Genomic DNA, 1,241 nt, shown 5'->3' on the forward strand with positions numbered 1-1,241 from the left:
CAACCCTTAATTTCGAATATTCTCGAATTATAGAAATAAACAGCTCCAGATCAAGATTTATTTCGATAAAAATCGAAATGATTTTCGAAAACACAGTTTTTCAATGACTTACACAGACACAGTTTTTAAATTTGAATTCGACATACATTTCGACTAACATCGAAATTAAATCTTGAGGAGTTAATATGAACTTAGAAGTCGTTGCGAAAGCACTTAAAGAGTTGGGCCACCCTATTCGCCTAACCATTTATAAGAGTGTCGTTAAAGCTGGCTACCAAGGCATTGCAGTTGGCGGCCTACAAGAAGAACTAGGCATTCCCGGTTCTACCTTGTCTCACCACATATCAAGCTTGGCGTCTGCGGGCCTAATCAGCCAAAGACGAGAAGGGAGAACTCTATTCTGCGTGGCGGAGTATGAATGCCTAGAAGGTGTGATTGATTTCTTACAAGACGAGTGTTGCGTAAATGAACAGTGCAACTAATGCACCTTTGAACAAGGCAACTTTGAATAAGGCACCTTTAAAGCTCGAACAAGTCTGGGCCGAGTATCAGCAAGCGTTAAAGTCATTCTTGCATTCAAAGGTCAACAATTCTGCGGATGTAGACGACTTGCTCCAAGATATCTTGATTAAGACCTATCAGAACTTAGACAAGGTACAAGATGCGAGCAGTGTTAAGGCTTGGCTGTTCCAGTTAGCCAACAACACCATTATCGACTTCTACCGTAAACATGCACGCCAACAACGTGATAGCCAAATTGATGCTGAAGATCTGTGGTTTACCGATTTAGACCACGACTCTGAATTTAAGCAGAAGCTCTCATTGTGTATTGAACCTTTTATTCAGGCACTGCCAGAACAAAGTTCATCGCTACTGCTTGCTGTCGATATCAAAGGTCAAAGCCAAAAAGAGATCGCAGAGGCTCAAAACATCAGCTACTCAACCGTTAAGTCTCGTGTTCAGAAAAGCCGCGGGGATCTTAAGAACTTGTTTGAAGAGTGCTGTAACCTGTCACTTGATCAACAAGGCAATGTGATTGACTGCGAGCTCAAACCAGATAACGATTGCAGTAAGTGCTAATAGCCATCCCTAAAATAGAACAAAGCCAGCAGTTGATGCTGGCTTTGTTGTTTTCATAATCTGCAAATCACGCTTTGTTTATGCGAATCGAGTACTTAAGCGAACCTAGTGCTTGATCGTACCGAACTACGCCGCTTCCGCTTTTACGACCGGTTGATAGC

Annotated in this window: 2 protein-coding genes; both read left to right on the plus strand. The window is 42.1% G+C overall.

What is annotated here, in order from left to right; all coding sequences use genetic code 11:
* The first annotated feature begins 185 nt into the window (after positions 1-185).
* Positions 186-482: a helix-turn-helix transcriptional regulator gene (locus AB4653_RS24670; protein ID WP_004733042.1), complete on the plus strand. Its 297-nt coding sequence runs from the start codon at positions 186-188 to the stop codon at positions 480-482.
* The gene (gene sigZ, locus AB4653_RS24675; RefSeq protein ID WP_102258225.1) at positions 466-1,080 is read left to right on the plus strand and encodes an RNA polymerase sigma factor SigZ; all 615 of its coding nucleotides are present in this window, start codon (positions 466-468) and stop codon (positions 1,078-1,080) included. The genes AB4653_RS24670 and sigZ overlap by 17 nt, the downstream gene beginning before the upstream one ends.
* Positions 1,081-1,241 lie beyond the last annotated feature (161 nt).

This window comes from Vibrio sp. 10N.222.48.A3, from assembly GCF_041475345.1.
GTDB lineage: Bacteria > Pseudomonadota > Gammaproteobacteria > Enterobacterales > Vibrionaceae > Vibrio > Vibrio tasmaniensis_A.